The 25,096-nt window shown below is 63.2% G+C and carries 27 protein-coding genes; 15 read left to right on the top strand and 12 right to left on the bottom strand.

Annotated features, from left to right (window positions below; translation table 11 throughout):
- The first annotated feature begins 1,052 nt into the window (after window positions 1–1,052).
- The 6 genes from R1T44_RS12745 (at window position 1,053) to R1T44_RS12770 (ending at window position 5,732) form a co-directional block, all read left to right on the top strand.
- Window positions 1,053–2,222, top strand: a complete 1,170-nt coding sequence (locus R1T44_RS12745; protein ID WP_054556214.1) for a TauD/TfdA family dioxygenase — start codon at window positions 1,053–1,055, stop codon at window positions 2,220–2,222.
- Complete coding sequence (locus R1T44_RS12750) at window positions 2,222–2,821, top strand: HD domain-containing protein (RefSeq protein WP_054556215.1); 600 nt, start codon at window positions 2,222–2,224, stop codon at window positions 2,819–2,821. Before R1T44_RS12745 ends, R1T44_RS12750 begins: the two co-directional genes overlap by 1 nt.
- Before the next feature lie 255 nt (window positions 2,822–3,076).
- A complete protein-coding gene (locus tag R1T44_RS12755; protein WP_317292136.1) occupies window positions 3,077–3,403 on the top strand; it encodes a gamma-glutamylcyclotransferase family protein in 327 nt (108 codons plus the stop codon).
- A gap of 177 nt (window positions 3,404–3,580) precedes the next feature.
- Entirely contained in the window at window positions 3,581–4,057 is a 477-nt protein-coding gene (locus tag R1T44_RS12760; RefSeq protein ID WP_317292137.1) for a GFA family protein, read from the top strand.
- A 285-nt stretch (window positions 4,058–4,342) separates the two neighbouring features.
- Window positions 4,343–5,326, top strand: a complete 984-nt coding sequence (locus tag R1T44_RS12765; protein ID WP_165873978.1) for a LysR substrate-binding domain-containing protein — start codon at window positions 4,343–4,345, stop codon at window positions 5,324–5,326.
- Window positions 5,327–5,402: 76 nt separating this feature from the next.
- Window positions 5,403–5,732, top strand: a complete 330-nt coding sequence (locus R1T44_RS12770) for a gamma-glutamylcyclotransferase family protein (protein WP_215823137.1) — start codon at window positions 5,403–5,405, stop codon at window positions 5,730–5,732.
- A gap of 133 nt (window positions 5,733–5,865) precedes the next feature.
- Here R1T44_RS12770 and R1T44_RS12775 read toward each other — a convergent pair whose 3' ends face one another.
- The gene (locus R1T44_RS12775) at window positions 5,866–6,741 is read right to left on the bottom strand and encodes a LysR family transcriptional regulator (protein ID WP_317292138.1); all 876 of its coding nucleotides are present in this window, start codon (window positions 6,739–6,741) and stop codon (window positions 5,866–5,868) included.
- Between the two features lie 257 nt (window positions 6,742–6,998).
- Between R1T44_RS12775 and R1T44_RS12780 the strand changes: the two genes are divergently transcribed.
- Window positions 6,999–7,514 (top strand): lactoylglutathione lyase family protein, encoded by a 516-nt coding sequence (locus R1T44_RS12780; protein WP_043333918.1) that lies wholly within the window; start codon window positions 6,999–7,001, stop codon window positions 7,512–7,514.
- 156 nt (window positions 7,515–7,670) lie between these two features.
- On the opposite strand, the gene R1T44_RS12785 is transcribed toward R1T44_RS12780, so the two are convergent.
- Window positions 7,671–7,916: a hypothetical protein gene (locus R1T44_RS12785; RefSeq protein WP_043333917.1), complete on the bottom strand. Its 246-nt coding sequence runs from the start codon at window positions 7,914–7,916 to the stop codon at window positions 7,671–7,673.
- Between the two features lie 447 nt (window positions 7,917–8,363).
- Entirely contained in the window at window positions 8,364–8,489 is a 126-nt protein-coding gene (locus tag R1T44_RS12790; RefSeq protein WP_263643033.1) for a hypothetical protein, read from the bottom strand.
- Window positions 8,490–8,839: 350 nt separating this feature from the next.
- Between R1T44_RS12790 and R1T44_RS12795 the strand changes: the two genes are divergently transcribed.
- Window positions 8,840–9,535: a haloacid dehalogenase type II gene (locus R1T44_RS12795; protein ID WP_213114751.1), complete on the top strand. Its 696-nt coding sequence runs from the start codon at window positions 8,840–8,842 to the stop codon at window positions 9,533–9,535.
- Between the two features lie 224 nt (window positions 9,536–9,759).
- On the opposite strand, the gene R1T44_RS12800 is transcribed toward R1T44_RS12795, so the two are convergent.
- Window positions 9,760–10,509, bottom strand: coding sequence for an IclR family transcriptional regulator (locus tag R1T44_RS12800; RefSeq protein WP_197738678.1), 750 nt, complete (start codon window positions 10,507–10,509; stop codon window positions 9,760–9,762).
- A gap of 118 nt (window positions 10,510–10,627) precedes the next feature.
- Between R1T44_RS12800 and R1T44_RS12805 the strand changes: the two genes are divergently transcribed.
- From R1T44_RS12805 to R1T44_RS12820, 4 genes are all read left to right on the top strand, one after another.
- On the top strand, window positions 10,628–12,220 hold the full coding sequence (locus R1T44_RS12805; protein ID WP_317292139.1) for an MFS transporter: 1,593 nt from the start codon (window positions 10,628–10,630) through the stop codon (window positions 12,218–12,220).
- 87 nt (window positions 12,221–12,307) lie between these two features.
- Window positions 12,308–13,336: an HlyD family secretion protein gene (locus R1T44_RS12810; RefSeq protein ID WP_317292140.1), complete on the top strand. Its 1,029-nt coding sequence runs from the start codon at window positions 12,308–12,310 to the stop codon at window positions 13,334–13,336.
- Between the two features lie 156 nt (window positions 13,337–13,492).
- On the top strand, window positions 13,493–14,083 hold the full coding sequence (locus R1T44_RS12815) for an alcohol dehydrogenase catalytic domain-containing protein (RefSeq protein WP_317292141.1): 591 nt from the start codon (window positions 13,493–13,495) through the stop codon (window positions 14,081–14,083).
- An 8-nt stretch (window positions 14,084–14,091) separates the two neighbouring features.
- The gene (locus tag R1T44_RS12820) at window positions 14,092–14,586 is read left to right on the top strand and encodes a zinc-binding dehydrogenase (RefSeq protein WP_317292142.1); all 495 of its coding nucleotides are present in this window, start codon (window positions 14,092–14,094) and stop codon (window positions 14,584–14,586) included.
- A gap of 109 nt (window positions 14,587–14,695) precedes the next feature.
- On the opposite strand, the gene R1T44_RS12825 is transcribed toward R1T44_RS12820, so the two are convergent.
- From R1T44_RS12825 to R1T44_RS12850, 6 genes are all read right to left on the bottom strand, one after another.
- On the bottom strand, window positions 14,696–15,064 hold the full coding sequence (locus R1T44_RS12825; protein WP_317292143.1) for a Lin0512 family protein: 369 nt from the start codon (window positions 15,062–15,064) through the stop codon (window positions 14,696–14,698).
- Window positions 15,061–15,474 carry a Lin0512 family protein gene (locus tag R1T44_RS12830; RefSeq protein WP_317292144.1) on the bottom strand — a complete coding sequence of 138 codons (414 nt, stop codon included), beginning with the start codon at window positions 15,472–15,474 and terminating at the stop codon, window positions 15,061–15,063. Before R1T44_RS12830 ends, R1T44_RS12825 begins: the two co-directional genes overlap by 4 nt.
- Before the next feature lie 51 nt (window positions 15,475–15,525).
- Window positions 15,526–15,696: a hypothetical protein gene (locus R1T44_RS12835; protein ID WP_317292145.1), complete on the bottom strand. Its 171-nt coding sequence runs from the start codon at window positions 15,694–15,696 to the stop codon at window positions 15,526–15,528.
- Window positions 15,697–15,888: 192 nt separating this feature from the next.
- Window positions 15,889–17,112 (bottom strand): ABC transporter substrate-binding protein, encoded by a 1,224-nt coding sequence (locus R1T44_RS12840; protein WP_317292146.1) that lies wholly within the window; start codon window positions 17,110–17,112, stop codon window positions 15,889–15,891.
- On the bottom strand, window positions 17,109–17,960 hold the full coding sequence (locus tag R1T44_RS12845) for an ABC transporter ATP-binding protein (RefSeq protein ID WP_153636179.1): 852 nt from the start codon (window positions 17,958–17,960) through the stop codon (window positions 17,109–17,111). Before R1T44_RS12845 ends, R1T44_RS12840 begins: the two co-directional genes overlap by 4 nt.
- Complete coding sequence (locus R1T44_RS12850) at window positions 17,957–19,039, bottom strand: FecCD family ABC transporter permease (RefSeq protein ID WP_317292147.1); 1,083 nt, start codon at window positions 19,037–19,039, stop codon at window positions 17,957–17,959. Before R1T44_RS12850 ends, R1T44_RS12845 begins: the two co-directional genes overlap by 4 nt.
- Window positions 19,040–19,496: 457 nt before the next feature.
- Between R1T44_RS12850 and yghX the strand changes: the two genes are divergently transcribed.
- Window positions 19,497–20,384 (top strand): YghX family hydrolase, encoded by an 888-nt coding sequence (gene yghX / locus R1T44_RS12855; RefSeq protein WP_317292148.1) that lies wholly within the window; start codon window positions 19,497–19,499, stop codon window positions 20,382–20,384.
- Between the two features lie 190 nt (window positions 20,385–20,574).
- Here yghX and R1T44_RS12860 read toward each other — a convergent pair whose 3' ends face one another.
- Window positions 20,575–21,660 (bottom strand): endonuclease/exonuclease/phosphatase family protein, encoded by a 1,086-nt coding sequence (locus tag R1T44_RS12860; RefSeq protein ID WP_317292149.1) that lies wholly within the window; start codon window positions 21,658–21,660, stop codon window positions 20,575–20,577.
- Between the two features lie 379 nt (window positions 21,661–22,039).
- On the opposite strand from R1T44_RS12860, the gene thiM reads away from it, so the two are divergent.
- Together thiM and thiE are read left to right on the top strand one after the other, a co-directional pair.
- Complete coding sequence (gene thiM, locus R1T44_RS12865; RefSeq protein WP_317292150.1) at window positions 22,040–22,867, top strand: hydroxyethylthiazole kinase; 828 nt, start codon at window positions 22,040–22,042, stop codon at window positions 22,865–22,867.
- Window positions 22,857–23,480 carry a thiamine phosphate synthase gene (thiE, locus tag R1T44_RS12870; RefSeq protein WP_317292151.1) on the top strand — a complete coding sequence of 208 codons (624 nt, stop codon included), beginning with the start codon at window positions 22,857–22,859 and terminating at the stop codon, window positions 23,478–23,480. Before thiM ends, thiE begins: the two co-directional genes overlap by 11 nt.
- A 129-nt stretch (window positions 23,481–23,609) precedes the next feature.
- On the opposite strand, the gene eat is transcribed toward thiE, so the two are convergent.
- Window positions 23,610–25,028 (bottom strand): ethanolamine permease, encoded by a 1,419-nt coding sequence (eat, locus tag R1T44_RS12875; protein WP_024952616.1) that lies wholly within the window; start codon window positions 25,026–25,028, stop codon window positions 23,610–23,612.
- Window positions 25,029–25,096: the final 68 nt, after the last annotated feature.

Consider the following 25,096-nt stretch of genomic DNA (forward strand, 5'->3'; position numbering starts at 1 on the left):
TTCACCCGACGTACCGGCCTTTCTCGAGAGAGGCCGGTACGTCGGGTGGATAGGCGGCCCCCCTTAAGGCTCCAGAAACCTGTCCAGCCGCCCCCATCACGCTGCGGCTACCGGCACGTCAGATGACACAGTGGGCATGCCAGCCACAGTGCGCGGTACGTGAAAGGCTGTCAGACCATCGCCGCGTTCTCTTTCCTATTCTCCTGGTGGAACACGGAACGACACACCCGTCATCAGGAGGAGGCGATGTCCTTTGAGAACAGCCACCTGCTGCCGCATGAAGACACCTCTGCCCCCTTCCCTACGTGAGACTACTGGCCATATTCCATGGTCCGTCCCTACCTCGGCCTGACCGGATAGCGGCTCGTGAAGGCCACTCGGGTCGGGCTATCCCATCGGCGATATCTGCCCAAAGAGTCAGCGCAACACGCTTGGCTTCCTGGATGCAAAGCCACGATACGACGTAATCAGCCGTCATCCCTTATATCCATGCTGTAAATAACGAACGCAATAAACCCTATATAACGCGGCGCTCATCATCATAAAAAAACCACAAATCATTTCCCTTTCACCATGGCACCGCGTTACGATGTCACCTCACTTCTCCTCGCTCCACACCACTCGATATGCCCTCAGAGACGGAAATTTCTGGTCAGCGCACTGCGCTCGACTCACAGCTCCCGCAGCCAGCATAACCTGTTGACATAACTCCTAAAATTGACAAGTTTTGCTGAATGACAAGAAACGCTGACCCCTAGAATGGCTTACCATATGACAACAAAGTGCGATTGCGCACCTATTGCCCTACAGCAAGTCATTGATTTAATTAAGCACATAAAATAAGGGGGACTATCTATCTACCTATTGCAACGGCTCGAAGTGAGCATCACTGAATCCTTGTATCGATTCACCAAGACGCACAACGGGCCATTTTCTCGGCCCCCCATAAGAAAAATGCATACCCTCCGATAACACTCACCCCCTACTTAGGTCCCATGCCTCGCTCCCATAATGGCCACGATATACAACCGTGCTAATGGAGAGATGCCTGCATGTCCCTGACCAATGCCCTGTCCGATGCGCTGCCGCTGACCCTGAGCGAGTCGCCGCTGTCACTGAACCTGATCACCGCCGAAGGCCTGGAGCCGGTCAGCCCGCTGTGGCTGCGCGAGCGCACCCAGGACCCGGAGCAGCTCGATGAGGTGACCACCCAGCGTCTGTTCGATTCGCATGCCATCGACGTCAACCTCGAGCTGACCGCGGCGCGCCCGGTCGACGAGACGCACGTGGAATTCACCTTCAGTGACGGGCATTGCGAGGTGTATGACCTCACCATGCTGGCGCATGAACTGCAGGGCATCACGCCGTTCCCCAAGCCCGAGAGCTGGGATGCGAGCATCGATCAGCAGGCGCAGCGCGTCGACTGGGAGAAGATGGGCAACAATGAGGACTTCCAGAAGGCATTGAAGGCCTATCTGCGCTTTGGCTACATCATCGTGCAGAACGTGCCGACCGACCCGGAGCGCATTCTGGAAGTGGCCGGTCACTTCGGCTACGTGAAGGACACCAACTTCGGCAGCTACTTCGAGGTGTACTCGCGCCCGACGGGCAATGACCTGGCCTACCGCAGCGTGGCGCTCGGGCCGCACACCGACAACCCGTATCGTGATCCGGTGCCGGGCATCCAGATGCTGCATTGCCTGGTCAACGAGACCACCGGCGGCCTGTCCACGCTGGTCGACAGCCTCAATGCGCTCAAGCAGCTCAAGGCCGAGATGCCTGAAGGCTATGAACTGCTGCGCACCACGCCGGTCGGCTTCCGCTTCCTGGATGCCGGCACCGAGCTGACCACGCGTCGCTGCGTGATTCGCGAGAATTCCGATGGTGAGCCCATCGGCGTCAACTACAGCCCGCGCCTCGATCATCTGCCGCACATGTCGCTGGAAAACACTCGCCGCTACCATCAGGCCCGCCAGCGTCTGGGGCAGCTGTTCCAGGACCCGGCCAACGAGATTCGCTTCCAACTCGAATCCGGAGAGCTGATGATGTTCGACAACACCCGCGTGCTGCATGGCCGTACGGCGTTCGACACCAATGAGGGGCACCGCCACCTGCAGGGCTGCTACATGGACAGCGACGGCCCGCGTGAGCGCTTCGCCACGACCCTGATGCGTCAGCGTCAGCAGCAGGCACAACAAGAAAACCGTGAGGAAATGGCGTAATGGATCAGGTTTCATTCACCCAGATGAAGGACGGCACCGCAGAAGACTATGCGTTGCTCGAGCGTCTTGAAGACCAGTTCAATGAAGGGCTGGTGGAGCGTCTCAAGCTTGCCCTGCGCAAGCTCGATGATGGCCTGAGCGGCTACAAGGTCAGCCGTCTGGAGCATTCCCTACAGTCAGCGGCGCGCGCCGAAGCCGATGGCGCCGATGACGACCTGGTCGTCGCCACCCTGCTGCATGATCTCGGCGATGAGCTGGCGCCCTACAATCACTCGCAGCTGGCCGCCGCCATCATTCGCCCGTACGTGCGTGCCGAAGTGACCTGGATCATCCATCACCACGGCCTGTTCCAGAAGTTCTACTACGGTCACTTCTACGGCGAGGACCGCAACGAGCGCGAGATCTACAAGGACCATCCCTGGTATCAGAAGTGCGTGGATTTCTGCGAGCGTTATGATCAGGCGGCCTTCGATCCCGACTACCCGACCCCGCCGCTGGAGCACTTCGAACCGGCACTGCGTCGCGTCTTCGCGCGCAAGCCCTTCGATCCGGACGTGATCGGCGAAGAGCCGGCCGGCGGTTTCGACAGCCGCGTCTGAGCGTGTGAAGGCGGGGGCGTGAAACGCGTCTGACCTGCTCCGCCCCCCGCTTGACCATTGCCCTCACTGGCCCGCCCAGTGGGGGCAATCTGGTTTATGGGCGTTGCGTTGAGTGCTTCACGTCAACAAGGGGTTGAACCTCGCCACTCAACCTTCATCATCATTGGCTAACGTCAGCGTCAATGAAGACGGTGCCGGTACGGCCGTCTTTCCCTCGCGGATCATCCCCCCTTCCCCAACCCGACAGGCAGACGCATGGAACATCTCTTCATCTACGGTCCACTGGGCCCCGGCGGCCTAAACGAACATGTCATCGCCAATATCGATGGCGAATGGAGCCCGGCCTATCTACGCGGCCGACTGGAAAACACCGATCACGGCGATGAGCACAACTTCCCGGGGCTGGTCGTCGACAACACGGGCCAGGTGATACGCGGCCACGTGTTCTCCTCGGCGCAATTGCCCGAGCATTGGGATGCTCTCGATGACTTCGAGGGCCCCATCTATCAGCGCACCGTCACCACCGTCATTCTCGATGACAACCGTGAACTCGAGGCCTATGTCTACGCCCTGCCGCAGTGAGACTCAAGCGCGGCAGGGATAGCGATTACTGGCTCGTGGCAAGAGATGGATGGATCGTGGCAAGTGATGAATGACGGCCCGCCGCCTTGCGCCCGGATGGAGTAACATTGCCCTTCGGGCGATGCATGGCCAGTCAGCGCCAGCGCCCTCATTCATGCATCACAAGGGAGATTCCTCATGCAGCTTGAAGGTTCCTGCCACTGCAAGGCCGTCACATTCCAGCTCGAATCGCCGCACCCCTATCCGTATCAGCGCTGCTATTGCTCGATCTGTCGCAAGACGGCGGGCAGCGGTGGCTACGCGATCAATCTGGCGGGCGATGCCAACACCCTGAAGGTGGAAGGCCGGGACAATCTCTCCATCTATCACGCGGTGACCAACGGGGTCGAAAGTCCGGCGGAACGCCACTTCTGCAAGCGCTGCGGCAGTGCGCTGTGGCTCTACGATGCCCGCTGGCCGGAGCTGATCCATCCTCAGGCGGGGGCGATCGACACCCCGCTGCCAGTGCCGCCGGAACATGTCCACATCATGCTCGACAGCAAGGCCAACTGGGTGGAAGTCGCGCACGAAGCGCGTGATGCTCATCATGCCGAGTATCCCGAAGAGAGCATTGCCGCCTGGCATGCGCGGGTTGCCGAGCGCGATACCGACTGATATCAGCCGCGCGTCAATCAGGACCAGCGAAGCCTCGATCAGGATCCGATGCGACGCTGGTCAGGATCCGTTGCGACCTCATGACCTGATCCGCCGGGCTGAGCGTTGATGTCATTCGCTGCGTCGCGTATAAGTGCCGCCTATACAAGGCGGCACTCCTGTTCGTATCCGGTGGTTGCTGGCTGATGCCCTCTCATGTCATCACTCGGACAGTCTCCCGAGCCATCAGCCAGGCCGGACAGTACGACAGGAGCGCCGCGACAGCGCATCACAGTGAGGACTCTCGTGCCGGCCCGAAAGACAAGCTCCCCAGCGCCGCTGGAAAGCGCAAGCCCTCTGGATGACCTACCCTCCCTGCGCGGGCTGGTCGCCTTTGACGTGACGGTCCGTCTGGGGTCGATGACGGCCGCCGCCAGTGAGCTGGATACCACCCAGCCCACCATCTCCCAGCGCATCCGCGCGCTGGAGGAGCACCTGGGCCATCCGCTGTTCGATCGCCAGGGCGGCCGGCTGATCCTTAACCACTACGGCGAGAGCTTCCATGCCGAACTGGCAGGCGGGCTTGGCAAGGTATGCAGCGCCGTCACGGAAGCACGCCGCAAGGTGCACAAGCCGACGCCGCGCATCACCATCGCCGCGGGCGCCGGTTTCGCGCATGTCTGGCTGCGTCCGCGCCTGGAGCGGCTGGAACAGGACTTCCCCGACTGCCACTTCACGCTGCTGCCGATCGATCGCGATGAAGACCCGCAGATGCAGCAGGCCGACATCGCGATCCGCTTCGGCCCGCCGCTGACGGGCGATCATCGCGATACGCTGGTGGTCGCGGAGCGCGCCTTCCCGGTCTGCTCCCCGGACTACGCCCGGCGTCATGGGCTCGAGAAGGGGCTGGATGCCGAGGCGCTGTCGCGTATCACCCTGCTGCATCTGGACATGCGCGATACCCGCTGGCTGGACTGGGCCACCTGGTGTCGCCACGCGGGGCTGCCGGTGCCGCGCCTCGACAAGGCCTTCCCCTACAACAACTTTCCGCTGACGCTCAATGCTGCCGTCAATCATCAGGGCGTCGCGCTGGGCTGGAGCCACGTCATCCAGGACCTGCTCGACAACGGCTCGCTGATCGCCCTGACGCCGCATATCTCGCGGGACCGCCACGGCTATCGCATGAGTGTCCGCCATCCCAACAGCGCCGTGATCCAACCCATCACCCGCTGGCTGACACGCGAATTTTCCGGCCTCGAGATTCCGGGGCCTACCTCAAGGCAGCCGTGAACGGCCGCAAGCCCTCGCTCCGTCCGGCGCGCGCCACTGAGACAGGCTTCACCCCCGACGAACGACAGAGACTCCCATGCAGCATCTATTCATCTACGGCACCCTCGGCCCGGGCGGCCCCAACGAACACGTCATGCTCAACATTGGCGGCAGCTGGACACCCGGCACCCTCAAGGGCCGGCTGGAGGCAGCTGGCTGGGGGGCTGAGATGGGCTTTCCGGGGCTGAGACTGGATGAGGCGGGCGACACCATCCGCGGTCACGTCTTCTCCTCCGACAACCTGGCCGATCACTGGCAAGCGCTGGATGATTTCGAAGGCAGCGAATACCTTCGCCAGCCGGCCACGATCACGCTGGAAGATGGCAGCACCCTGACGGCACAGGTCTACGCGCTGAGCCAGCCGTGAGCTGCTCCATGAACTGTTTCATGAACTGCTCCATAAGCTGATCAGTGCGCTGATGCCCGGCGTCGCTGCCTGAGTGTCGAGGTCTGAGCGCTGATGCCCGGCGTCGAGGTCTGAGCGTCAATGCCTCGGCGCGCTACAGCGACACCTTCAGATACTCCAACACCCGTCTGGCGCGCGCCGAGAGCGGCCATTCCGCTCGCGTGAGCAACCATAGGGTATCGACCACCTCCGTGCTGCCCTCAGGCGGCGGCACCACCCGGATGGCCTGATGATCAGGGAAGGCCTCGCGGGCATGGCGCGGCACGACGCTGAAGCCCAGCCCGCGGGCGACCGGCTCCAGAATCAGGCTGATCTGGTTGGTGGAGCCACTGCGCGGCAGTGAGCTGATGCCCGGATTGCCCGGGAAGCGCCGACTCAACAGGCGCGAGGCCATGTCCTGGCCATCCGGGTGATCGATGAAGCCCAGTGTCTCGAGATCCCCCCAGTCATGGATCTCGACTCCCTCCGGCACCACCAGTTCGAGGGGCTCACGCGCCCACTCCGTCACACTCAGGCGCGGGTCATCCGGCTTGAGCGTGACGACCCCCAGCTCGAAGCGATTCTCCAGCACGGCCTCCACCACCTCGCGCGTCGGCGCGAAGCGATGGTGGACATTGAGGCCCGGCGACTCCTGCTGAAGCGCCAGCAAGCGCGGATAGATCGCCAGGCCAATGCTGCCCGGCGTGATCAGCCGAATGTCGCCATGACTGTCTTCATTGCCCGCCAGCCGCTGGGTCAGGCGCTGCTCGGCGGTTTCCATCTCACGCGCGAAATCCAGCAGTGCATGACCGGCCGGCGTCAGTTCGATCTTGCGCGGATGACGGATCAACAGCGTGCCCAGACGGGTTTCCAGCTGGCGCACATGCTGACTGACGGCGGCCTGGGTCAGATCGAGCCGCTCCGCGGTACGCGTGAAGTTGCCGACACTCACCAGGGTGCGAAAGGTGCGAAGCCATTGGGGTTGCAGCATTCAAGCTCCTGGAGGCTGGAAGAATCAGGGGGCAGAGTCAGGGGGGCAGAGTCAGGGGGCAGAGTCAGGAAGTCAGCCTCAGAGGAGTAGCATCAGCAAGACTGCGACGGAGACCCCCTACCGCCATAAGCAAGTCTTATCATTATCATAACAGCCACGTAGTTTTCATTATTGCTCATGACGCCCAAGATGGCTTCCAACGTCACGCAGGCAGTGACCGAGCCATTTCCTTCACGACTCACATATCGAGGTGACTCATGAGCAACGAAAAGAACACACCGTATCCGCGCACCTTCTCCCACATCGGCCTGTCCGTCGGTGATGTGGAAGCCGCGGTCAAGTTCTACACCGAGGTGCTGGGCTGGTACGTGGTGATGGAGCCGACCACCATCACCGAAGATGACTCCGCCATCGGCGTGATGTGCAGCGATGTCTTCGGTCCGGGCTGGGGCAGCTTCCGCATCGCCCACCTGTCCACCGGCGACCGTATCGGTGTCGAGATCTTCGAATTCCCGAACCACGAGACGCCGGAAAACAACTTCGAGTACTGGAAGACCGGCATCTTCCACTTCTGCGTCCAGGACCCCGACGTCGAAGGTCTGGCCGAGCGCATCGTCGCCGCCGGCGGCAAGCAGCGCATGCCGGTACGCGAGTACTTCCCGGGTGAGAAGCCGTTCCGCATGGTCTACATGGAAGACCCGTTCGGCAATATCCTCGAGGTCTATAGCCACAGCTATGAAATGACCTACGCCGCCGGTGCCTACCAGAACTGAGCACGGCCGCAGACGTCAGATACAACAAGGCCCCGCCATGGCGGGGCCTTGTTGTATCTGACATTCATGCTCGAGACATCCCGACAGGAACCTCGAGAGCAACACACGATGACCTTTAGTCGGAGCGAGCTCAGCGAAAGCTCACCCGCTCACGCCTCAGTGGATGACGGGCATGCTGCGCACACGACGGTAAAGACTCTGACTGGCGAGTTCCGGACTGAGCAAGGCAATCCGTGCCTTCTGCACTGCAAGCTCACGCTGCAACAACGACCAGGTGCCGATGAACTCGGCACACTCACCACAGTGCACCAGGTAATCATCAGAGCGCTCATGATATTGGTAATCCATGCTCAGGCAGTTACATACCGGGCAGGACAGAACGGCGTTGGCTTTCTCATCCATGATTCGATTCCCTGAAGCCACACTGATTGAATTCACGGCAATGATCACACGCGTTCAGGTAACCATTACGGTGTGAACATCCCTCATACTCTGTAAAACCCGCTGAACTCACACTATCCATGATGTGATATCTGTACAACTCTCACTTGTGGGCGACATTTCTCGAAACGTTAACCAGTGGTAACTTGCTGGCGTGTTCAGCACGTTGATCTCATCGCGACTCGCCAGTCACCATGACCGCGACGAACACCCCGATAGCAAATCACTTCTCCATGATTACACAGCGATACGCAAGACTACATTCGCTGACCGATGACGTGCCGGCTTCAGACTCGCGAAACCGCAAGGCGCGCATGCCCTGCAGGTTCTGTCGCCAAACGGGCATGAAAAAACCCACCCTGGAGGGTGGGTTTTACGTGAATCCCTTCGGCTGTCACCGCCAGCAGATCATTTCATCTTGCGCGCCGAATCATCCTGCTCGATACGGGTCAGTAGCTTGTCAAAGACGCCAGTCGCCAACAGCACAAAGGTGACGGCCAAGCCAAGCCCCATCCAGATAGCGATATTGCTCATTGTCCCTTACCCCTGCTGTTTTCTTGGTTTTTTCAGCCCTTCTGCGACGCAATATGGCGTAAATTCAATGTTTGTACAACATTTGATCATGAAAATATCGACCGCCGTCTGGCGCTGAGACTGCCGGTGCCATTCCAGACCTCTGACCGGCGTCATCACACTGCCAACGGCCATGATTTGAGCAATCGCTCAACAACGGGTAGTCTTGCGTCATGAAGAAAGTGACGCGGGCTTGCCAGCGCTGATTCCTTGGCGCTGATCCGCTGGCACTGCCCCCCTGACGCTACTCGTCGGCCTGCTACCTCGCTTCGCGTCCACTGCATGTCTGAAATATCACCCCAGGAGTCACCATGTCTGACACGACCTTTCCCGACGTACTGGTATTCGACGTCAACGAGACACTGCTCGACATCACCACTCTCTCGCCGTTGTTCTCACGCGTGTTCGGTGATGAAAGCGTGTTGCGCGAATGGTTCGCACAGCTGGTGCTGTACTCGCAGACCATGACGCTCTCACAACGCTACACCCCCTTCGGTGCGCTCGGCGTGGGCGCCCTCAAGATGGTCGCCGACATCCATCAGGTCAGACTCGCGGATGACGATATCGAGGAGCTCAAGTCGCGCATGGCCGAGATGCCGGCCCATCCCGATGTCGCCCCGGCGCTTGAGCGCCTCAAGCAGGCCGGTTTCCGTCTGGTGACGCTGACCAATTCCCCCGCAGGCGCCTCCCCGACGCCGCTGGAGAAGGCCGGTATCAGCGAGGCCTTCGAGCAGCACTTCAGCGTCGACAGCGTCAAGCAGTTCAAGCCGGCGCCGGCCACCTATCAGCATGTCGCCGAGCAGCTCGAGGTCGAACTGGGCGACATGTGCATGATCGCCTGCCATGTGTGGGACACCATCGGTGCCCAGGCCGCCGGCATGCAGGGCGCCCTGCTGACGCGCCCGCACAATGCCGTGCTGCCCGCCGAGAATGTGCCGGCCCCTGACTTCATCGCCGCGGAGCTGATGACCCTGGCGGACCAGCTGATCGCGGCCAGAGAGGCCTGAGCGAGCCCTGGCCTCTGAGCTCTCTTTCTAGACTCTCTTTATAAACTCTCTTTCCAAGCTCAGTTTCTCAGCTCTGTCTCTGAGTGCTGCCTCGTAAATAAACGCCGCTCGCCCCATTCGGGTGAGCGGCGTTGCTGTGCCTGCCTTCCTGTTCGCCCTCTCCACTATCTCGCCGTTCGATCAGCCGCCGCACATGGCAGCCTTGCTGCCTTGGCGGGACGCCCTCACTTGAGTGAACGAAAGGCCTTGAGCATCTCGTCACGGGTCGCCTGCAGCGCGGCCTGAATCTCCGCCCTGCGCTCGCTGATGCGCCACGAGGGGCCGACCACGGACACGGAGTAATGGCCCTGGCTGGTCTCCAGGCCGATTCCGATCGCGCCAACTCCCTGCATATGCTCGTCCTCATCATGGCCGATGCCGGTGCGACGCACCTCGGCCAGTTGCGTCAGCAGTGCCGGCATCGCAAGGGTGTTGTTCGTGTAGGCCGTGAGATCCGTCCCCAGCAGGCGCTCCACCTGCTCGTCCTCGAGATGCGAGAGCAGCACCTTGCCGCTGGCTGTCGCATGCAATGACAGGAAGTTGCCGGCCATCGGCGATACCCGCAGCGGCAGCGGCGACAACACCGAGTGCAGTATCAGCAGCTCGTTGCCGCTCAGACTGCAGAGCACCACCGTTTCCTCGGTGGTGCCGCTCAACGCCTCCAGAAACGACTTGGCATGCGTGGTGATATCGAGCTGGCTATGGCGCGCCAGCCGCATCAGCGCAGAGCCGAGCCGTATCCCGCCATGGCCGTGGATTTCCAGCAGGTCTTCCTGGGCCAGCGCATCGACCAGCCGCTTGACGGTCGAGCGCGGCAGATCGTTCCTGGCGGCGATCTCCCCCAGGCTCATGCCCTGCTCACTGCCTTCCAGACTCTTGAGAATCGCCGCCACCCTGGCCACGACCTGCACGCCACTACCTTCTCTTGTGGACACAGACACAACTCCTTAACAAGCTAACTACCTGCCTAACGAAACCACCAAGTGGTACAGTGTACCGCATAACGAGACACCCAAGGTGTCTAGCGCTTCACCTCAAAACGGGAACTCTACAGTGGCCGCTCCTCAACCCTTCAATCTACGACTCGCACTCGGTCTTGTGGGCATTCTGCTCGCATCACTGATGTCCGGTGTGGGAGAGCGTGTCACGCAGACCGTCCTGACGGATGTGGTCGGACACTTCGGCTTCTCCCACGATGAGGGCAGCTGGCTGACCACCCTCTACAGCGCGGCGGAAGTCTCGATGATGCTGCTCGCCGGTTGGCTGGCCGTCACCTTCAGCCTGCGCCGCTTCGCGATCGGTGCCTGCCTGTCACTGGCCCTGTTCTCGCTGCTGGTGCCCCTGGCCGACAGCTTCCCGCTGATGGCGGGGCTGCGCGTTGCCCAGGGCCTGGCCTCCGGCAGCATCCTGCCGCTGCTGATGATGTCGGCGCTGCGCTTCCTGCCGTGGCACAGCAAGCTCTATGGCTTGTCGGCCTATGCGATGACGGCCACCTTCGGCCCTTATCTGTCGGCACCGCTGGCCGCTCTCTATGGCGACCTGGGCGACTGGAATCTGGTGTTCTGGGAAACCGCGCCGGTATGCCTTCTCGCCGCCGCACTGGTTTCCTGGGGCCTGCCGCAGGACCCGCTCAAGCTGGAACGCTGCAAGCAGTTCGACTGGCTCGGTGCCTTGCTGGGCGTCACCGCCCTGTGCGCGCTGGTCGCCGGCATGACCCAGGGTGAGCGACTCGACTGGGGCAACTCGCCGTTGATCGTCGCCCTGCTGACCACGGGCGGGCTGGTCTTCGTGACCTTCCTGATCCATGAGTGGTTCCACCCGATGCCACTCTACAAGCTGCAGCTGCTGGCACGCCGCAACTTTGCCTTCGGCATCATCACCCTGTGTACCTTCATGTTCCTGACCCTGGCCGCCGGCACCATTCCCGCCGCCTTCCTGGGGGAAGTGCAAGGCTATCGCCCCATGCAGCTGTTCCCGGTCATGTTGACCATGGCCCTGCCGCAGCTGCTGCTGGCACCGTTGGTGGCGGCGCTGATCAATCGCAAGAGCGTCGACAGCCGCCACGTGATGGCCACGGGCCTGGTGTTGATCCTGATCAGCTGCCTGCTGGGCTCGCAGCTCACCAGCGACTGGAATCGCGACAACTTCTATCTCATCGAGGTGCTCAACACCCTGGGCCAGCCGATGGTGGTGGTACCGCTGCTGATGAATGCCACCGGGGCGCTCAGCCCGCTGGAAGGGCCGTTCGCCACCGCGATGGTCAACTCGCTGCGCGCCCTGTTCACGGTGGTGGCCTCCACGGTCTACGGAAGCTTCCTCGTCACGCGTGAAGCCCTGCACACCACTCGCCTGGGCGAGGCACTCGGCCTGCAGGGCAATCAGCCCGCCGGACTCATCCAGGTCGATGCGGCAAGCGATATCACCACGCGCATCTCCGAGCAGGCCTCCGTGATGAGCTATGCGGATGCCTACCTCGCCATCATCCCCTTCGTGGTGGCGCTGCTGATACTGGTCATGGTGCTGCCGATCCGCGCCTATCCGCCCCAACCGGCGCCGGCACCGGCACCTCAACCAGAGCCAGCACAGCGCTCTCAGTCTCAGCCCCCTCAGTCTCAGCTCCCTCAAGCACAACCCTCCGGGGCATAGACACAGACAAAGCCGGCGGCTGCCCGCCAGCCAGGATTCAGCCACTCCCCCCCTTCTTCGACATAGACGACGAGATACGACACCGACATGAACAAGACACGTACCACCCTACTGTTGAGCGTTCTGGCGCTCCTGCTGGTCGCGACCTACGCGGGCCTCTACTGGAAGGGCCACGATGGCCGCGAAGCCACCAACAATGCCTATGTGCGCGCCGATAGCGTGATGGTGACCACACGCGTCGCGGGCCAGATCGACAAGGTGCTGGTGGAAGACAACGAAGTGGTCAAGGAAGGCCAGGTCCTGGCCACGCTGGATGACCGCGATTACCAGGCCTCCCTGCACTCCGCCCAGGCCGATCTCGCCGCCCAGCAGGCAGCGGTCGGTGACCTGGATGCCAACATCGAGCGTCAGCACGCCGTCGTCCAGCAGTCCATCGCCGAAGTGAAGTCCACCCAGGCCTCGCTGCGTTATGCGCGCAATGATGCCAAGCGTTACCGCAGCCTGCGCATGACCAACGCCGCCTCCCAGCAGGACAAGGAAAAGGCCGATGAACAGCAGGGCATCTGGGAAGCCAATCTCGTGCAGGCCCAGGCGGCTCAGCGCTCGGCGGAAAAGCAGATCGGCGTCCTTGAAGCCCAGCGCGTGGAAGCCCTGGCCGAGGTCGAACGCTCGCGTGCAGCGCTCGAGCAGGCAGAATTGAACACCGGCTATACCGTCATTCGTGCGCCGAAGGACGGCATCGTCACCCAGCGCTCACTGCGTGTCGGTGCCTACGTGCAACCGGGTGATTCGCTGCTGGCCATCGTGCCGCACAAGGAAGCCTATGTCGTCGCCAACTATCTCGAGACCCAGATGGCCGAGATGGAGCCGGGCCAACCGGTCGAGATGACGCTGGATAGCCTGCCGGGCAAGACCTTCACTGGCCATGTCGACAGCATCGCACCGGCCTCCAGCAGCGCCTTCTCGGCCGTGGCCAGCGAGAACGCCACCGGCAACTTCACCAAGATCACCCAGCGCATGCCGGTCAAGATCGTGTTCGACCCGAACCAGCCCGACTTCGACAAGGTACGCATCGGCATGTCAGTGATCGCCCATGTCACGACCCAGCAGCCCTGAGCGACTTGCGACAGTCCTGAACGACGCTAGACAGTCCTGAACGACTTGCGAAAGCCCTGAAACAGTCAAGAGAACTGTCCCGAACGGCACGCCGCCCAACGACGCCCCTGAAGGTTGCCGCTACGCCATCACTCGATCATCAAAGGGATCAGCACCATGAAAATTCGCGCCGCCGTCACCGCCACCCAAGGCCAGCCCTTCGACCTCAAGGACGTCGAACTGGCGTCCCCCAAGGGTGACGAGATTCTGGTACGTGTCGTGGCCACCGGGGTCTGCCATACCGATGCCGCCGCACGCGACCTGGGCATCGCCCCTTATCCGATCGTGCTCGGCCATGAAGGTGCCGGTGTGGTCGAGCAGATCGGTGACAATGTCCGCGACATGGAAGTGGGCGACCATGTGGTGCTGTCCTTCGCGCACTGTGGCCATTGCAGCCACTGCCTGACCGGACACCCGACCGTCTGCGAGCGTGGCGGTGAGCTCAACTTCGGCGGTGTGATGGATGATGGCGGCAAGCGCCTGAGCTGTGACGGCCATGACGTCGCCACCTTCTTCGGCCAGTCGTCCTTCGCCACTCACGCCGTGGTCAGCGAGCGCAAGCCGTCAAGGTCGACAGCGATGTCGATCTCGCCCTGCTGGGTCCGCTGGGTTGCGGCATCCAGACTGGCGCCGGCACCATCCTCAATCGCCTCAAGCCGGGCTTCGGTGACAGTCTCGTCGTGTTCGGCTGTGGCGCCGTGGGCCTGAGTGCCGTGATGGCGGCCAAAATCGCCGGCTGCAAGAACATCATCGCGGTCGACCTGCACGAGAGCCGTCTGGAGCTGGCCCATGAGCTGGGCGCGACCCACAGCGTCAACGGCAAGACCGAGGACCTGGTCGGCGAGATCAAGCGCATCACCGATGGCGGCAGCGAATTCTCCCTCGAGACCACCGGCGTGCCGATGCTGGTGCGCAGTTCCCTGCAGGTACTGCGTCCGCTGGGCACCTCTGCCATCGTCGGCCTGACCCACGATGTGACCCTGGACGTGCACCACGACCTGATGGCGGAAGGCAAGTCGATGATCGGCGTGATCGAAGGCGACGCCGTGCCGCGCGTCTTCATCCCGCGTCTGGTCGGCTACTACAAGGAAGGCCGCTTCCCCTTCGACAAGCTGATCCAGATGTATGACTTCGATGACATCGAACAGGCCTTCGCGGATTCGAAATCAGGCCTGACCGTCAAGCCGGTGCTGCGCATCAGCTCGCTGTAATCAGCGCCTGCGCCACCTGACCTAAACCGCAAAGCCCCCGTGCGTCACTGACGCACGGGGGCTTTCTTCGTTGGCCGACACGACCTCAATCAGCACGCTCGCGCATTGCCTATGACTGACACAGCTGCCAGGCGTCGTGGTCGATATCGAGCATGGCGGCGATGGCGGCCGAGGCGATGACATGCGTCTGGCCACTGACCTCGTCATGCACATTGAGACCGCCCTGCACCACAGTCACCTCGGCGCGCCCACGGGGAAGCTCGCGCGCCACCGCGTCCACATCCACGGCGTCCGGCTCCTGGACCGCGATGGTGACCTCGACGCGCATCTGGTGGTGATCGATGCCGAGTGACTGGAACATCACGATGGAGGAATGATGCAAGGCGTCATGCACCGCACGGCAGGCAGCCTTGGTGTAGTCCATGCCGTAGAGGTCATTGCCGGTGCCCATCTCGAGAATGATGCGTTGCTCGCTCATGACTGACCTCCTGCCGACTGCCCGGCCGCGGAAGAAGTGGGCGCCGCACCGGCGGCCGCCGCGCCGGTGGCCGCCATGTCGAATGACACGATGATGGCGACATTGGCGATCACGCTGACCCCGCTGCCATCCGGCTTGGCGACGTCCAGCCCGCCCTTGACCACGCGCACACTGGGCTGACCGTAGGGAAAGATGCCCAGCAGGGCATCACTGTCGACCTTGTCGGGCTGCTGCACGCCGATCTCGACCTCGATCAGCATCGCCTCCTTGGGGAAGCCGAAGGCGTCCGCCACGTTGAGCGAGTTGTGCCACAGGGCATCGCGGATGCCACGTGCCGCCGCCTCGGTGTAGTTCTGGCTGCGAATGGAGGTGCCCATGCCGAACTGGGTCACCATGCGTGTCTTGGCCACATTACCCCCTGATTTCCTGTCACGGAAAAGACGTACCACTCGCGCCGCCTATCAGCGCGGATGCTTGAAAAGCCCGATCACCCAACCTATCCCGCCCAGCAGCAGGGCACCCTGCCAATCTCCCTGGAACAGCTCGATCAGCGCCAGGACGATTGCCACCAGCTGCGCACTGCGCACCGGGCTGACCGTCACTGTGGGCTTGCGGTCATCCTGCTCTGACATGGGCCTCCCGTCGCTGGCCCGATGTCTTCATCAGGCGATGACACCCTCGGGCGATGCCATCGTCGGGCGATGACTACGCCGAGCGATAACATCATAGGACGATGACAACGTCGCCCCATCGTTTCAGGAAAGCCTCAAGTAGAAAATACGACTTCCGTCCCCGAGCACCTGCAGGCACCAGCCCCGATCAGCTCATTGGGGCGTGTCAGGCGCCTCAAGCGCCAGCTGGCCCCAGAAGTGGCCGCTGCTGCGCGACAGCGTCGGGTCATTCATCAGGTAGGCAAAGGTGGACATGGGGTCGAGGTCGCCAAAGGTCTCTGGGTGCAGCCAGCGCGCGATGGCCTCCAGCGCGACGATGGCATAGGGCCCCTGGTGGAAGCCATGCCACAGCGCCATCACCCGGCCCTGTTTGACGGCATCCAGCGACTGCCAGCCGGGCAGTGTCTGCACCATGCGCGCAAGATCGCGCTGGATATCCTCACCCGAGATGCCGATGCCGGCACGCAGGCCATCGCCCTTGGCCCACTGACCACCGGTATTGAGAATCGCCTCGGGCGGGTGTGCCAGCACCCACTCCTTGCTGAGGGTGGCACCGCTGACCGGCGCCAGTTCAGCGGCCAGATTGCGCCCGCCAGCCCGCGTGACCAGGTCCGCCACGCCGTTGTGCAGATTGGTACGACAGCAATCCACCTTCACGCCCGGTGCGATGTTGATCAGCACACGCGGCCGTTCGGCTATCGTCGCCAGACGTTCGTCAATCAGCGCCAGATGCGCCGCGATGGTGTCATCCACCTCGCGGGCACGTGCCTCGACGCCGAGCACCTCGCCCAGCAGGCGCACGCTGACCGGAGCATCCTGCAGCGGATGGTGATTGAACTCGACATACAGGTAGGGAGTGCCGACCTCGTCCAGCAGCGCCGCCAGCGGCGAGCCTTCGATACGCGAGCGCTGGGAGAGATCGAACAGCACCAGGTCCGGCGTCAGCGCCAGCAGGGCCTCGCCCTCGAGGCTCGGGGTCGAGGCGCGACTCAGCGCTGGCAGCGTGGCAAGTTGCGGCCAGCGCGTCTCGAGACGCTCGGTCATCGCCGGGTCAAACACCGCCAAGGGGTAGGCCCAGCCGACGATGCGCTCAAGCGGCGCATCCAGCAGCGTCAACAGCGCATACAGCTGGCGCGGCTGGGCCAGGAAGATGCGCTGCGGTGAGGCCGCAAGTGTCACCTCGCGCCCGGCGAGATCCGTGACCTGACGCGGAAAGCTGGCCTGGGTCTGCCCCTTGGCGGCCGGCTCGGTGGCTTGGGCAAGGTTGCCCGGCGCGCTCGAGAAGGCGCCTGCGAAGACACTGGCGAGTGCCAGCAGACAGGCGCCTGCCAGTCTTCTTGGCTCGCTTCTGGGCTCAGTCTTGCGCACCGCCATCATCGTCTGGCTCCGGCATCGCGCGTGATATGGCCAATGTCGGCGTGGGCCGAATCGGCGACGCGGTCGGTGAGCACCACCGGATGGCCCAGCGAGCAGCTCTCGATACGCGCCTCGATACCGTAGGCCTCACGCAGATGCTCGGCAGTGATCACCTCCCGCGGGGCCCCGGTGGCCAACAGGCCGGAGGGCGCGAACAGGATGATCTGATCACAGAAACGCAGCGCCAGATTGATGTCATGCAGCGCGATCAGGCAGATGGCCTGCTGCTCCTGCACCACACCGCGCACGCCTTCGATCAAGGCCAGCTGCCAGCGCAGGTCCAGCGCACTGGTCGGCTCATCCAGCAGCAGCAGTTGTGGCTGGCGCACCAGCGCCTGGGCGAGACCGACCATCTGACGCTGACCACCGGAGAGCGTGTCCATGCGCCGGAAGGCCAGCGAATGCAGCGACAGGCGCGCGAAGACCTGCTCGACCAGCGAGTCAGTGGCCTCGCGGCTCAGTTCGGCACGCGCCGCGCGACAGGCGCTGGCCACGGCTTCGTAGGCGACCAGACTGGTCGGCTGCGGCAGCGTCTGCGGCAGGTAGCCGACATGGCGCATGCGATTCGCCCCGTGCAGCGACGACAGCGCAAGCTCCCCGAGGTGGATGTCGCCCTTGGCCGGACGCATGCCGGCAATCGCCTTGAGGAAGGTCGACTTGCCGACCGCATTCGGCCCGAGCACACCGACCAGTGAGCCCGCCGGCAGCGGTGGCAGATCGAGTTGATCGAAGATCATGCGCCGCTGATAGCCGGTGGTCAGCTGCGAGATCTTCAAGGATGCTTGCGAATCAAAGACGTGATGGCTCATCCCTGCCCCCTGCGCTGTCCGAGCAGCAAGGCGAGGAAACAGGGGATACCGATCAACGAGGTCACGATCCCCACCGGCAGCACCAGTCCGGGTACCAGCGACTCACTGGCCGTCGCGGCCAGGGACAGCACCAGCGCCCCCGCCAGCGCACTGCCGGGCAGATAGAAACGGTGGTCTTCCCCCAGCGCCAGACGCGCCATATGCGGCCCGACCAGACCGATGAAGCCGATGGTGCCGACAAAGGCCACCGCCACTGCCGCCAGCAGACTGACGCGCAGCAGCGCCGTGCGGCGCAGGCGAGTGACCGGCACGCCGAAGCTGCGCGCATGGTCTTCCCCGGCACGCAGCGCTGTCAGCGCCCAGGCACGCCGCATGGCGAAGGGCAGGCAGACGACCAGCACACTGGCGATGATCGCGACTCGCTCCCAGGAGGCTTCCGACAGGCTGCCCATGGTCCAGAACACCAGCTGTTGCAGCGCATCGGGACTGGCCACGAACTGCACCAGCGCATTGACGGCGTTGAGCACGAAGACCAGCGCGATGCCGAACAGCACGATGACCTCGCGACTGGCGCCATACAGCGAGGCCACGGCATCGATGGCCAGAATCGACAGCGCCGCGAACACGAAGGCCATCAGCGCGATGGTGTAGCTGGGCGGCAGCCCCGGCAAGGCGACATCCAGGATGATGACCAGCGAGGCGCCAAGCGTCGCCGCGGCACCCACGCCCAGCGTGAAGGGGCTGGCCAGGGCGTTGTTGAGCACGGTCTGCATCTCGGCGCCCGCAAGCCCCAGGGCTGCACCGACCAGCGCCGCCATCACCGCCGTCGGCAGACGAATCTGCCAGACGATGGCTTCATTGATCGGCCCGTACGAGCCGGGATTGAAGAGTTCGCCCAGCAGATCAGACAGCGCGAGATCGGCAGGGCCGGTCATGATGTCGCCAAGGATGGCCAACAGCAGTGCCAGGCCCAGCGCAGCGAGAATCACCACACGTTTCCAGGCGAAGCGCCGGTATTGCTGGGCGAGCGTAGGCGACGACTCAGGCGCTGAGGCCTGAGCGTGCGCGGGGGGAGACATCGGACTTTTTTCAATCACCAGCAAGGTCTGCCACTAGGAGGAGGAAGTGAACTTCCATGCATCAGGGCCCACCGGAGCCGCCAGGCAGCTCGGCTATCAGCATGAATCATGCGCAGATGATAATGATTGACGCCTGCAGTCACAATGCGCACGGTCGCGACTGGCGATATGCGCGACTCGGCTCACGTCCATTCAACCCAGCCAGGCGGTGCCGCCAGACCTTCCTACACCAGTGCTTCCCACACCCGCCCTGCTCACGCCTGCCCTGTTCAAATCCGGCTCACGTCCGGCTCACGCACGCTTCGGCAAATACCTGACTCGGCAAATACCTGACACAGCCAATGACATACCCGGAAAATGACAGACTCGGTGAACAGGCCGGCAAAAACTTGGTAGCGTCATGGTGGGTTGCTATGTTCAAGACTCGCTCGCCCCTTCTCTTGCCCAGGAGTCTGACATGGCCCGCCTCACTGCAAAGGATTTTGCTCCCGAGTTGCTGGAGCTGTACGACGGATATGTGCATGGCAACATCACTCGCCGCCAGTTTCTGGATCGCGCGGCGGCCTTTGCCGTTGCGGGCATGACGGCCACCTCGATTCTGGCAAGCTTGAGCCCCGACTACGCGCTGGCTTCCCAGGTCGAGTTCACGGACCCCGACATCGTCGCCGAATACATCACCTACCCGTCCCCCGAGGGCCACGGCGAGGTGCGCGCCTATCTGGTGAAGCCCGCCAAGGCCAGCGGCCCGCTGCCGGGCGTGGTGGTGGTGCATGAGAATCGCGGCCTCAACCCCTATATCGAGGACGTGGCGCGCCGCGTGGCCAAGGCCGGCTATATCGCGCTGGCCCCGGATGGGCTGAGCTCGGTGGGCGGCTATCCGGGCAATGACCCCAAGGGCAAGGAGCTGCAGGCACAGGTAGACCCTGAAAAGCTGATGAACGACTTCTTCGCCGCCATCGATTACCTGATGAGCGAGGACCGCACCACCGGCAAGATCGGCATCACCGGCTTCTGCTATGGCGGGGGCGTCTCCAATGCCGCCGCCGTGGCCTATCCGGAGCTTGCCTGTGCCGTGCCCTTCTATGGCCGCCAGCCGCGCGCCGAGGAAGTCGCCGCCATCAAGGCCCCGCTGTTGCTGCACTATGCGGAGCACGATGAGCGCGTCAATGCCGGCTGGCCCGCCTATGAAGCCGCGCTGAAGGAACACGACAAGGTCTATGAGGCCTACATCTACCCGGACACCCACCACGGCTTCCACAACGACTCCACCCCGCGCTATGACGAAGAGGCCGCCAAGCTCGCCTGGGACAGAACCCTTGCCTGGTTCGAGAAGTATCTGAGCTGACCTCAGGCGGCACCAGGAAGACGGCCTGCCCGCCTCAAGACGACGAAGCCAGCCATCACGCTATGCCCGTGATGGCTGGCTTCGTCATTTTCGAGTGAGACCGAGACTGATCTCTTCAGGCTCAGGCCTGATCAGTTCACAACAGGCCTGTTCAGACTGGCCTGTTGAACAGACCCGCTCTAAACACAGCTCAGCTGCACAGCATGCCGCTGGCGACGATCTCGCTGAGCGTACCCTTGCCGATGCCGCTGATGCGGGTCAGCTGACCGCTGGAACTCCACGGACGCTGACGGATGATATCGGCGGCGCGTGCCGGCCCGATATTGGGCAGGCGATCCAGCTGATCGGCGTTGGCGGTATTGAGGTCGATACAGGTCTGACTCGCCGAACTGGAGGCGTTGGATGCACGACTGGCCACCTCTGTGCCCGCCGCCTGCGGCTGGCCGCCGTCCAGCGGCAGCAACGCCAGTGTCTCGCCGGTCACCGACAGATAGATCGGGGCGTGATCGGAGACATCGGCACGCGCCGCCTCATGACTGATACCCAGATAGTCCGGGAAGCGGAACACATCGCCGCTGGCGCTGGGCCATTCGCTCGGCACATACCAGATATTGTCGTAGAGCGAGGCATAGCGGCCATCGGTCTTGGAGAGCGTCGTCGCGCCCTCGGTGATCAGCGGGCGCAGGCCGAGGGTACGCAGGTCTCCCCACGCAGGCTCATCCGGCGCCATGTTGAAATCGCCCATGATGATCGCCGGGGTGCCGGGCGAGATTTCCTTCATCAGGTCGTAGATATCCGCCAGCGCACGGATTTCCGGCGCGCGATCCGCCTTGCTGTCGCCATAGACGATATGCACGTTGGCGGCGCTGAAGGCCCGCCCGCTGTCCTTCTCGACGAAGGTGGCCAGCAGCGGCTCGCGCGAGAACACATCCTCGGGATCGAGATAGACGGTAGCCCCGCCCTGATAGGCGATCGACTTGTCGCGATACAGATAGGCGTAACGCTCGGTATAGGTGCTGCGCCCTACCGCATGGCTGACCAGGCTGTCCCACTCATCGCCGGTCAGCGCCTCAAGCTGCTGCTCGAGCTCGCTGACGACCTCCTCCTTCATCACCTCCTGCAGGCCGATCAGGTCCATATGACTTGCCACCGCCGCGACCTGCTCGAGATGCTTGCCGTTGTTCCAGCCGGCATGCTTGAGATTCCAGCTGGCGATCACCGCATCCGCCTGACTGCTGGCCGCAGCGCCCAGCAGCACGGGCATCGTCAGTGCCATCACCACCCTTCTGGCGATGCGCTCAAGTCGTGAGCCGCCAGACGGCTGCCGTCCGCGCGGGGGCTTGCTGCTGTTGCCAGCGATATCCAGATGACTGCTGCTCGTATTGCTGACGCTACCGCGCTGACCTATCCGTATCACTGCGTGACCCTTGACTGATGACTCGTACACAAAAGACCGTAAGAGACTGTATCTTATGGACTTGTCGTCAAGGTTTATAGAACCACGATATTATTTATTATCCTTTGCGCGACTCTTGATAGATGACAGAGAGCTAGCGCGCCACGCCACCGTCAGCGCCGGACCTTGCCACTTGACCTTTCAGCGCCAGCTTTTACTCTCGAGCGCTGATGCTTCCTTTCTCCAGTCACGAGATCCCATGACCCCATCGTCGTCCCTTTCTCCCGGCAGTCTGCTGAATCAGCTGCGCCAGACCACGCCGCTGGTGCACAACATCACCAATCATGTCGCGATGACGCCGACCGCCAATACCCTGTTGGCCATCGGCGCCTCGCCGCTAATGGCGCATGCGCAGCAGGAAATTCAGGAGATCTCCGCCATCAGTGCGGCGCTGTCGATCAATATCGGCACGCTGTCGCCCAGCTGGATCGAGGCCATGCAGCTGGCCGCGATGTGCGCCCACCGCGATGGCAAACCCTGGGTGCTGGACCCCGTCGGCATCGGCGCCTCCAGCCTGCGCCAGTATGCGTGCCGCGCGCTCTTGGAATATCGCCCCAGCGTGATTCGCGCCAATGCCTCCGAAGTGCTGGCGCTTGCCGGTGAGATGAATCAGGGTCGCGGCGTGGACAGCGGCGATGACGGTGAGGATGCGCTGGAGCGCGCCAGTCGGGCCGCCGTCGCGCTGGCGCGCGCGCAGAACTGCGTGGTGGCGATGACCGGCCGTGTCGATGTCGTCACCGATGGCCAGCAGCAAATCACGGTACAGGGCGGCCATGCGCTGATGGGCCGCGTCACCGCCATGGGCTGCGCGCTGAGCAGCGTGGTCGCCGCCTCCCTCGCCGGGCATGACGACACCCTGCACGCCACCGCCGCCGCGCTGGCCTGTTACGCCGAGGCCGGTGAGACGGCGGGCCAGTCGGCGCAAGGCCCGGGCAGCTTCGTGCCACGCTTCATGGATGCCCTGTATACTCTCGACGCCGATTCCACCCCGCTAGCCTCTCGTCTGGAGCTGACCGATGTCACTTGATCTATCCCTTTACCTGGTCACCGACCCCGCGCTGTGCGCAGAGCGCGGCCTGGAAGCCACCGTGATGGCCGCCGTGCGCGGCGGCGTCAGTGTCGTGCAGCTGCGCGACAAGCACGCCAGCGACGAAGAGATGATCGCCCAGGCCATCCGCCTCAAGGCGCTGCTGGACGAGTACGAGGTGCCGCTGATCATCAATGACCGAATCGAGGTCGCGCTGGCCAGTGGCGCCGATGGCCTGCACATCGGTCAGAGCGATGGCGACCCGGTCGAGGCGCGTCGCCGTCTCGGCGAGGACGCCTTGATCGGCCTGTCGGTCCAGACGCTTGAGCAGCTTAAGGCCGTCGATGTCGAACGCATCGACTACCTCGGCCTCGGCCCGGTATATGCCACCCCGACCAAGCCGGATCATGCCGCGCCGCTGGGCATCGAGGGGCTCACGCAGCTCGTGCGCTCAAGCCCGCTGCCGACGGTCGCCATCGGCGGCATCTCGCTGGCCAATGCCGGCGAAGTCTTGACCAGCGGCACCGACGGCCTCGCCGTCGTCTCGGCGCTGTGCAGTGCCGAAGACCCCGCCGCGGCCGCCCAGCAATTCCTGGCGCAGTATCCTTTCTGATCAAAGATGAGCTGAACTGAACTGAGCTGAATCGCTCGGATCGATCCGAGCCTGCCAGTCACGACAACGCCCGCCATGGTCAGCCATGGCGGGCGTTGTCGTCTTTGCTACCTGAACTGCTTGAGCGGATCAGCTGGCCGCCAGGTCACTCTCGGCATTCGCCACCAGCGCGAACTCCTCCTCGGCGGTCTTCGCCACCAGCCGATGACGGCTGAAGATGGCGTAGTAGGCGATGCCCACCACGAACAGCACCAGGGTGTAATTGAAGGCACGCGGATCGAAGGCATAGACCCCGGTCAACGCGATCAGCGAGAGCACCAGCGCGATAGCGGACGTCACGATGCCGCCCGGCGTGCGATAAGGCCGTGCCAGCGCCGGCTGACGCAGGCGCAGCAGGATATGGCTGGCCGCCATCAGCGCGTAGGAGACTGTCGCCCCCACCACCGCCATGCCCAGGATCAGATCGCCCTCGCCGGTCAGCGAGACCAGGAAGCCGAAGATGCCCGGCACCACCAGCGCCCAGGTCGGCGCCTTGCGCTTGCTGGTCAGCGACAGCGTCTTGGGCAGATACCCCGCCCGCGACAGCGCGAAGACCAGACGGCTGTAGCCATAGATGATCGAGAAGAACGACGCCACCAGCCCCGCCAGGGCCAGCACATTGACCAGTGTCGCCAGCCCCTCGCTGCCGGTCGCCTTGAGGGCATCCACCAACGGCACGGCGCTACTGCCGATTGCCTCGGCACCCGCGGCACCGGCCAGCAGGAAGACGACCAGCACGGCGGTGAACATCAGAAACAGCATGGCGCCGATGATGCCGCGCGGGACATCACGGGCCGGGTTGCGCGATTCCTCCGCCGCCAGCGGCACCCCTTCCACGGCCAGAAACAGCCACATGCCGAAGGGCAGCGCCGCCCAGATGCCATACCAGCCATTGGGCATGAAGTCGCTGGCCCCCCAGGCATCGGTGGGTGCGATGTCGAACAGACGACTGCTGTCGAAGTCACCGATCAGCGCGACGGCGGTGGCGATGATCGCGAACACGGCCAGGCCGCTGATCACCATCATCACCTTGAGCGCCTCGCCGACCCCCGCCAGGTGAATGCCGATGAACACCAGATAGAAGATGGCGTAGATGATCGGGCCATTGATGCCCAGCAACGACTCCACCGCGCTGCCGATGAAGATGACGATGGCCGCGGGGGCCAGCGCATATTCGATCAGCACGGCAAGGCCGGTGAGGTAGCCGCCTGCCGGCCCCATCGCCTGGCGGGCGAAGCTGTAACCGCCGCCGGCGGCCGGAATGGCCGCTGACATTTCGGCCAGCGACAGCACGAGCGCCAGATACATGATGCCCATCAACAGTGCGGCGATCGCGAAGCCGCCCCAGCCCGCCTCGCCGATGCCGAAATTCCAGCCGGCGAAATCGCCGGAAATCACGTAGGAGACCCCGAGGCCCGCCAGCAGGACCCAACCTGCCGTCCCTTTCTTCAATTGGCGCCTGGCCAGATAGTCCTGCTCATTCGTGTCGTGATTCGTGTCGCGAGTCATGGTGCCGCCTTGTATGCCTCAGGCATTTGTCATTGTTGGATCGGGAGATTCCCGCTGCTGCGCTGCCG

This window comes from Cobetia amphilecti (assembly GCF_032923285.1).
GTDB lineage: Bacteria > Pseudomonadota > Gammaproteobacteria > Pseudomonadales > Halomonadaceae > Cobetia > Cobetia amphilecti.

Excerpts from the sequence above, each read along its gene's own strand:
- R1T44_RS12745 (WP_054556214.1), top strand. The coding sequence starts at position 1,053 with ATGTCCCTGACCAATGCCCTGTCCGATGCGCTGCCGCTGACCCTGAGC.
- R1T44_RS12750 (WP_054556215.1), top strand. The coding sequence starts at position 2,222 with ATGGATCAGGTTTCATTCACCCAGATGAAGGACGGCACCGCAGAAGAC.
- R1T44_RS12755 (WP_317292136.1), top strand. The coding sequence starts at position 3,077 with ATGGAACATCTCTTCATCTACGGTCCACTGGGCCCCGGCGGCCTAAAC.
- R1T44_RS12760 (WP_317292137.1), top strand. The coding sequence starts at position 3,581 with ATGCAGCTTGAAGGTTCCTGCCACTGCAAGGCCGTCACATTCCAGCTC.
- R1T44_RS12770 (WP_215823137.1), top strand. The coding sequence starts at position 5,403 with ATGCAGCATCTATTCATCTACGGCACCCTCGGCCCGGGCGGCCCCAAC.
- R1T44_RS12775 (WP_317292138.1), bottom strand. The coding sequence starts at position 6,741 with ATGCTGCAACCCCAATGGCTTCGCACCTTTCGCACCCTGGTGAGTGTC.
- R1T44_RS12780 (WP_043333918.1), top strand. The coding sequence starts at position 6,999 with ATGAGCAACGAAAAGAACACACCGTATCCGCGCACCTTCTCCCACATC.
- R1T44_RS12785 (WP_043333917.1), bottom strand. The coding sequence starts at position 7,916 with ATGGATGAGAAAGCCAACGCCGTTCTGTCCTGCCCGGTATGTAACTGC.
- R1T44_RS12790 (WP_263643033.1), bottom strand. The coding sequence starts at position 8,489 with ATGAGCAATATCGCTATCTGGATGGGGCTTGGCTTGGCCGTCACCTTT.
- R1T44_RS12795 (WP_213114751.1), top strand. The coding sequence starts at position 8,840 with ATGTCTGACACGACCTTTCCCGACGTACTGGTATTCGACGTCAACGAG.
- R1T44_RS12810 (WP_317292140.1), top strand. The coding sequence starts at position 12,308 with ATGAACAAGACACGTACCACCCTACTGTTGAGCGTTCTGGCGCTCCTG.
- R1T44_RS12815 (WP_317292141.1), top strand. The coding sequence starts at position 13,493 with ATGAAAATTCGCGCCGCCGTCACCGCCACCCAAGGCCAGCCCTTCGAC.
- R1T44_RS12820 (WP_317292142.1), top strand. The coding sequence starts at position 14,092 with ATGGCGGCCAAAATCGCCGGCTGCAAGAACATCATCGCGGTCGACCTG.
- R1T44_RS12825 (WP_317292143.1), bottom strand. The coding sequence starts at position 15,064 with ATGAGCGAGCAACGCATCATTCTCGAGATGGGCACCGGCAATGACCTC.
- R1T44_RS12835 (WP_317292145.1), bottom strand. The coding sequence starts at position 15,696 with ATGTCAGAGCAGGATGACCGCAAGCCCACAGTGACGGTCAGCCCGGTG.
- R1T44_RS12840 (WP_317292146.1), bottom strand. The coding sequence starts at position 17,112 with ATGATGGCGGTGCGCAAGACTGAGCCCAGAAGCGAGCCAAGAAGACTG.
- R1T44_RS12845 (WP_153636179.1), bottom strand. The coding sequence starts at position 17,960 with ATGAGCCATCACGTCTTTGATTCGCAAGCATCCTTGAAGATCTCGCAG.
- R1T44_RS12850 (WP_317292147.1), bottom strand. The coding sequence starts at position 19,039 with ATGTCTCCCCCCGCGCACGCTCAGGCCTCAGCGCCTGAGTCGTCGCCT.
- yghX (WP_317292148.1), top strand. The coding sequence starts at position 19,497 with ATGGCCCGCCTCACTGCAAAGGATTTTGCTCCCGAGTTGCTGGAGCTG.
- R1T44_RS12860 (WP_317292149.1), bottom strand. The coding sequence starts at position 21,660 with ATGGCACTGACGATGCCCGTGCTGCTGGGCGCTGCGGCCAGCAGTCAG.
- thiM (WP_317292150.1), top strand. The coding sequence starts at position 22,040 with ATGACCCCATCGTCGTCCCTTTCTCCCGGCAGTCTGCTGAATCAGCTG.
- thiE (WP_317292151.1), top strand. The coding sequence starts at position 22,857 with ATGTCACTTGATCTATCCCTTTACCTGGTCACCGACCCCGCGCTGTGC.
- eat (WP_024952616.1), bottom strand. The coding sequence starts at position 25,028 with ATGACTCGCGACACGAATCACGACACGAATGAGCAGGACTATCTGGCC.